Annotated in this window: 5 protein-coding genes; 3 read left to right on the top strand and 2 right to left on the bottom strand. The window is 67.3% G+C overall.

The genetic code is table 11. From position 1 onward, the window contains the following. The first annotated feature begins 54 nt into the window (after positions 1-54). From glp to VK533_RS13740, 3 genes are read left to right on the top strand one after another with little or no spacing between them, the layout of a single operon-like run. A complete protein-coding gene (gene glp / locus VK533_RS13750) occupies positions 55-1,281 on the top strand; it encodes a gephyrin-like molybdotransferase Glp (protein WP_324378594.1) in 1,227 nt (408 codons plus the stop codon). A 32-nt stretch (positions 1,282-1,313) separates the two neighbouring features. Continuing rightward, positions 1,314-1,934, top strand: a complete 621-nt coding sequence (locus VK533_RS13745) for an ABC transporter permease subunit (protein WP_324378592.1) — start codon at positions 1,314-1,316, stop codon at positions 1,932-1,934. After that, positions 1,934-2,905 carry a molybdenum ABC transporter ATP-binding protein gene (locus VK533_RS13740; protein ID WP_324378590.1) on the top strand — a complete coding sequence of 324 codons (972 nt, stop codon included), beginning with the start codon at positions 1,934-1,936 and terminating at the stop codon, positions 2,903-2,905. The genes VK533_RS13745 and VK533_RS13740 overlap by 1 nt, the downstream gene beginning before the upstream one ends. A gap of 33 nt (positions 2,906-2,938) precedes the next feature. On the opposite strand, the gene paoC is transcribed toward VK533_RS13740, so the two are convergent. Both paoC and VK533_RS13730 read right to left on the bottom strand, forming a co-directional pair. After that, positions 2,939-5,149 (bottom strand): aldehyde oxidoreductase molybdenum-binding subunit PaoC, encoded by a 2,211-nt coding sequence (gene paoC, locus VK533_RS13735; RefSeq protein ID WP_324378588.1) that lies wholly within the window; start codon positions 5,147-5,149, stop codon positions 2,939-2,941. 3 nt (positions 5,150-5,152) lie between these two features. Then, complete coding sequence (locus VK533_RS13730) at positions 5,153-6,103, bottom strand: xanthine dehydrogenase family protein subunit M (protein WP_324378586.1); 951 nt, start codon at positions 6,101-6,103, stop codon at positions 5,153-5,155. Positions 6,104-6,117: the final 14 nt, after the last annotated feature.

Below are 6,117 nucleotides of genomic sequence, written 5' to 3'. Positions count from 1 at the left end.
TTTTCCTCCCAGCTTAGCGTTTGAAGGATGGTGCTCGATAAGGCGGCCTCTGATGTGTCACGTAATCTGACCGCCGCCAAGCATCCCCCGGTTGGCGTTGCCGAGGCGCGCGCGGCGATGCTGGCGATGATCGCGCCGCTGCCCATCGAAACAATCGCCGCCAGCGAAGCGCATGGACGGGTGCTGGCCGAACCGGTGCTGGCCGACCGGGATCAGCCGCCCTTCGCCGCCTCGTCGATGGACGGCTATGCCGTGCGCAGCGCCGATTGTCCGGGGCGCCTGCTGCTCGTCGGCGAGTCCGCGGCCGGCCGCGGCTACGAGATCATGCTTCGGCTCGGCGAGGCGGTGCGCATTTCGACCGGCGCGCCGCTGCCCGACGGCGCCGATTGCGTCGTGATTCAGGAGGACGTTACGCGCGACGGGACGCACGTCGTCGTCCCCGCCGCGCGACAGGCCGATAATGTCCGCCCGCGCGCTTTCGATTTCGCCGCCGGCGCGCGGCTGCTCGACGCGGGACGCCGGCTCAACGGGGTTGGGCTTGCGCTTGCGGCTGCAGCGGGCGCGGCGCACCTGACGGTCCGAAGGCGACCGCGCGTCGCGTTCCTGTCGAGCGGCGACGAGCTGGTTCCTGCGGGCGCATCGCCGGGGCCCTTCCAGATTTATGATTCCGCCGTTCCGGGCGTTTCGGCGCTGGCCGAACATTGGGGCGCCTCGGTGCAGCGCCTCGCGATCGAACGGGACGACGTTGACGCAATTGCCCGCGCCGCGTCGGCGGGACTGCGCGAATGCGATCTGCTGATTGTCGTCGGCGGCGCATCGGTCGGCGATCACGATCATGCGAAGCCCGCGCTTGCGCGGATCGGGCTGCAGCTTGCGGTCGACAAGGTCGCGGTGCGACCCGGCAAACCGACCTGGTTTGGCACGACCGACCTTGGGCCCGTCCTCGGTTTGCCGGGAAACCCTGCGTCGGCGCTGGTGTGCGCGCTGCTGTTCCTGCGGCCGATACTCGAAAAGATGGCCGCGCGCGCCAGCGACTCCGGTTCCGTGCGCGCCCGCCTTGCGGCGGCTTTGCCGGCCAATGGTCCGCGCGAACATTATCTGCGGGCTCGCCTCGAGAGCGATGCGACCGGACAATTGGTGGTGACCGCGTTCGAGCAGCAGGATTCGTCGCTGCTCTCGATATTCTCGACAGCGGATGCGCTGATCAGGCTGCCGGCCGGCAGCGAGGCGCAGCCCGCCGGTGCCCTGGTCGATGTGCTTCCGCTGGGTTTCACGTGCTGAGCCCCACCGACCTGCAAGTTCTGGCCACGACTTTGATCGTCGCCGCCAAGGCGCTGCTGATATTGCCGCTCGCGATCGCGGTCGCGTTCGCGCTCTCCCGTCCCCGTTTACCGGGTCGCCTGGCGTGGGATGGGCTGGTCCACCTTCCCGTCATTCTGCCGCCCATTCTGATCGGCTTCCTGCTGCTGCAGCTGCTGGGGCGCCAGGGCGTGTTCGGCGGCTGGATCAACCTCGCTTTCACCCAGAACGGCGCTGCGCTCGCCACAGCCGTCATGATCTTTCCTTTGCTCGTGCGCAGCGTTCGCCTGTCCTTCGACGCGATCGATCCACGCTTGCTCGATGCCGCCGCGATGCTCGGCGCGGGCCCGTGGGATCGCTTTTTCTCGATTGCCCTTCCGCTCGCCTGGCCGGGCATCCTCGCAGGAGCCGTCACCGCGTTCGCCGCGGCGATGGGGGAATTCGGCGCGGTCATCACCTTTGCCGCGAACATCCCCGGGGAAACCCAGACGCTGCCCCTGGCAATCTACCAGGTCCTTCAGCAACCTGGAGGCGAAGTCGAGGCATGGCGGCTGGCGCTGCTCTCGCTGTCGCTGGCCTTTGCCGGACTGATAGCCGCCGAACTTCTGCAACGCTGGGCGCGGCGGCGCGTCTGATGCTGCACGCCGACATCGATCTCCGGCAAGGCGCCTTCCACCTCGACGTGGCGCTTCGCGCGCCGCACGGCGTCACCGCGATATTCGGTCCGTCCGGAAGCGGCAAATCGACGCTTCTCGCGGCGCTGGCGGGTCTGCGGCCGGGGGGCGGCACCATCTCGCTCGACGGACAGAAACTGGATCCACGCCCGCACCGCCGGGGCATCGGCCTTGTCTTTCAGGATGGATTGCTCTTTCCCCACATGAGCGTCGGCGCGAACCTCCTTTATGCGTGGCGACGCGCCGATCCGAGCCGGCGACACGCGATCGAAGACGTGGCGGGCTTCTTCGACATCGCGACATTGCTCGATCGATCGGTCGTCAATCTGTCAGGGGGCGAGCGCGCCCGCGTCGCCCTCGCCCGGGCGCTGGTGGCGGCACCGAGACTGTTGCTGCTCGACGAGCCTTTCAGCGCGCTCGATGGCCAGCGTCGGCGATCTTTTATCGACATACTCGGCCGGATGCATGACGCCTTCGGGCTGTCGATGCTGATCGTCACCCACCTGATCGATGACGCCGCGGCCCTGGCGACCCATTTGGTCGGCCTGCGCGACGGGCGGGTGGTGGCGGAAGGGGCGTTCGCGCAAACCGTGTCGTCGCCGGCATTTCGCACCTTGCTCGATGCGCGCGACACCGGTGCCGCGCTGTCGACCACCGCGCTGGTCAGACGCGGCGGCGGCGGTCCCGCCGCGACCTGGGTCCGCGCCGATCATGTCCTGCTGGCGACGCGCAAGCCGACCGCGATTTCGGCGCGGAATATCCTGAGGGGATCAATCGGCGGCATTACGACCGAGGAAAGCGAAAGCCTGCTTGTCGAGCTTCATACCGCGGACGGAGTTCTGTTCGCCCGTTTGACGCAGGAGGCAGTCGACGCGTTGAAGCTCCGCGTGGGAATGCCTGTCTGGGCGCTGGTGAAGGCGCACGCCTTGTGAGCTGCAGCGGGGGCGGTGCCGGGCGATCCCCGGTCACACGATCTGCGGTAGGCGATCCAGATATTTGTCCAGCGTGATCGGATAATCGCGAACGCGCACCCCGGTCGCATTATAGACCGCGTTGGCGACCGCGGCGCCCACCCCGCAAATACCCAGCTCGCCGACGCCCTTGGCCTTCATCGGCGAGGACATCGGATCTTCCTCGTCGAGGAAGATGACCTCCTGATGCGGGATGTCGGCATGGACCGGCACTTCATACCCCGCCAGGTCGTGGTTCACGAAGAAACCGAAACGCGGGTCGACCGCCAGTTCCTCGATCAGCGCGGCACCCAGGCCCATCGTCATCGCGCCGATGACCTGGCTCCGCGCCGACTTTGGATTGAGGATGCGCCCCGCCGCGCACACGGCCAGCATGCGGCGCACCCGCACTTCGCCGGTCGCGGAATCGACCGCCGCTTCCACGAAATGGCCGGCAAAGGTCGATTGCTGATAGGTCTTGTCGAGATCGCCATATTCGATGAAGTCCTCGACCACGATCTCGCCGGTCTTCGCCGCCTCGCCCAGCGGTACCGCGCGATCCCCCGAATGGACCTTGCCGTCGGCGAAATCGGTGTTGGCCGGATCGAAGCCCAGCCGCTGAGCGACGGTCTCGCGCAGCCTCATGCAGGCCGCATAGACGCCGGAGGTCGAATTGTTCGCGCCCCATTGCCCGCCGGAACCCGCCGACACCGGGAAGTCGGAATCGCCGAGCGTGACGACGATTTTCTCAAGCGGGAGACCCATCGTTTCCGCCGCCGTCTGGGCGAGGATCGTATAGGTACCCGTGCCGATATCGGTCATGTCGGTCTCGACCGTGACCACGCCCCCGCCGCTGAGCCGCACCCGCGCGCCCGACTTCGTCAGCAGATTGTTGCGGATGCCGGCGGCCACGCCCATGCCGATCAGCCAGCGCCCATCCCGCACGCTCCCCGGCCTGGCCTTGCGCTTGTCCCAGCCGAACTTTTCCGCGCCCAGTTCGAGACATTTGACCAACTGGCGCTGTGAAAACCGCCGCGCGGGCTTTTCGGGGTCGACCTGCGTATCGTTGAGGATGCGCAGCGCGATCGGGTCCATGCCGAGCTTCTCGGCCAATTCGTCCATCGCGATTTCGAGCGCCATCAGGCCGGGCGCCTCGCCGGGCGCGCGCATCGCATTGCCCTCGGGCAGGTCGAGCACCGCCAGGCGCGTCGCCGTCATGCGATTGGCGCCTGCATAGAGCAGCCGCGTCTGGTTGACGGCGGTCTCCGGCCCGCCATTCGGCAGGTCGCCCGACCAGCCTTCATGCCCGATCGCCATGATCTTGCCCTCGGGCGTCGCGCCGATGCGGAGGCGCTGGATCGTCGCCGGGCGATGCGTGGTATTGTTGAACATCAGCGGCCGCTGCAAGGCGACCTTGACCGGCCGCCCGGTCGCCTTAGCGCCAAGCGCCGCCATGATCGCGTCCGTGCGCACGAACAGCTTTCCGCCAAACCCGCCGCCGATATAGGGGGAAACCAGCCTGACATTCTGCTTGGGTATGCCGAGCGTCTTGGCGACATCGCCCTTGCCCCAGTCGATCATCTGGTTGGCGGTGTAGAGCGTCAGCTTGTCGCCCTGCCACACTGCCGTCGTGGCGTGCGGCTCCATCATCGCATGCGCCTGATCGGGCGTGGAATAGGTTTCGTCGAGTTTGACCGGCGCGGCGGCGAACGCGGTCGCGAAATCGCCGACCGCGGTGGCGGGCTTGCCGCTGAAATCATTTTCCGGGGGCGCCTTGGCATTGGCTTTTTCGGCGCTCAGGTCGAACGCGCCCTTCGCGCGACTATAATCGACGTGGATCAGCGCGGCGGCGGCGCGCGCCTGCTCGAACGTGTTCGCCACGACCACGGCGACGGCCTGATGATAATGCTCGATCTCGGGACCGCCGAGCAGTCTGGCCGTGTTGAAATTCCCCTTTCCGAGCTTCCCCGCATTTTCGGCGGTGATCACGGCGAGCACGCCCGGGGCGGCCTTGGCCGCCGCAACGTCGATCGACACGATGCGACCCTTGGCGATCCCGGCGCCAAGGATATAGCCATAGGCGGGATTGGAGACCGCGTCGTGGCGCTCATAGGCGTAAGGCGCGGTGCCGGTCGTCTTGCGGGGGCCGTCGATCCGGTCGGTTGCCCGGCCCACGACCTTCAGGCGATCGATCGGATTGGTGGTTGCTGGTGTATCGAATTTCATGGCTCAGGCCCTCGCTTCCGCCAGCACCGCGGCAAGCGTTCGTTCGACCAGGGTGAGTTTGAACTGATTGTCGCGCGTGGGTTTCGCGCCGGCGAGCAGCCCGCTTGCGACGGCTTTCGCGCCGCGCGCGGATTCGGCTTCCGCCGCCTCCACCCGCCATGGCCTGGGCGCGATCCCGCCCACGGCGACACGCGCGGAACCGTCCCGCCCAATGATCGCCCCGATCGAGACCAGAGCGAAGGCGTAAGACGCGCGGTCGCGAACCTTGTGATAGATGTGGGTGCCGCCGACTGGTTTGGGCAACGTGACCGCCGTGATCAGTTCGCCCTTTGCCAGGACATTCTCCTGCTGCGGCGTCGCGCCGGGCAGATGATAGAATTCCGCGATCGGAATGGCGCGCGTGACGCCGTCCGCACGCACCGTTTCGACCGTCGCATCGAGCGCCCGCATCGCAACCGCCATGTCGCTGGGGTGGGTCGCGATGCACGCGTCGCTGACGCCGACGACGCCAAGTCCGCGGCTGAAACCGCCGATCGCGGCGCAGCCGCTGCCGGGCTTGCGCTTATTGCAGGGCTGGTTGGTGTCGTAGAAATAAGGGCAGCGCGTGCGCTGCAGAAGGTTGCCCGCGGTCGTCGCCTTGTTCCTCAGCTGGCCCGACGCGCCGGCGAGCAATGCGCGCGACAACAGGCCATAATCGCGCCGCACGCGCATGTCGGAAGCAAGATCCGTGTTGCGCACAAGCGCGCCGATCCGCAGTCCGCCGGCGGGGGTTGGCTCGATCTTGTCCAGCCCGAGACCGTTGACGTCGACCAGATGCCTCGGCGTCTCGATCTCCAGTTTCATCAGGTCGAGCAGGTTCGTGCCACCGGCAATGAACTTCGCGCCCGGCGTTCGCACCACGGCCGCCGCCGCCGCGGCAGGCGAGGCCGCACGCTCATAGCTGAACGCTTTCATGCCTCGTCTCCCGC

Source organism: Sphingomonas sp., assembly GCF_035317925.1.
GTDB lineage: Bacteria > Pseudomonadota > Alphaproteobacteria > Sphingomonadales > Sphingomonadaceae > Sphingomonas_I.
The sequence above is the reverse complement of the archived record's forward strand: the minus strand, read 5'-3'. Positions and strand labels throughout refer to the sequence as shown.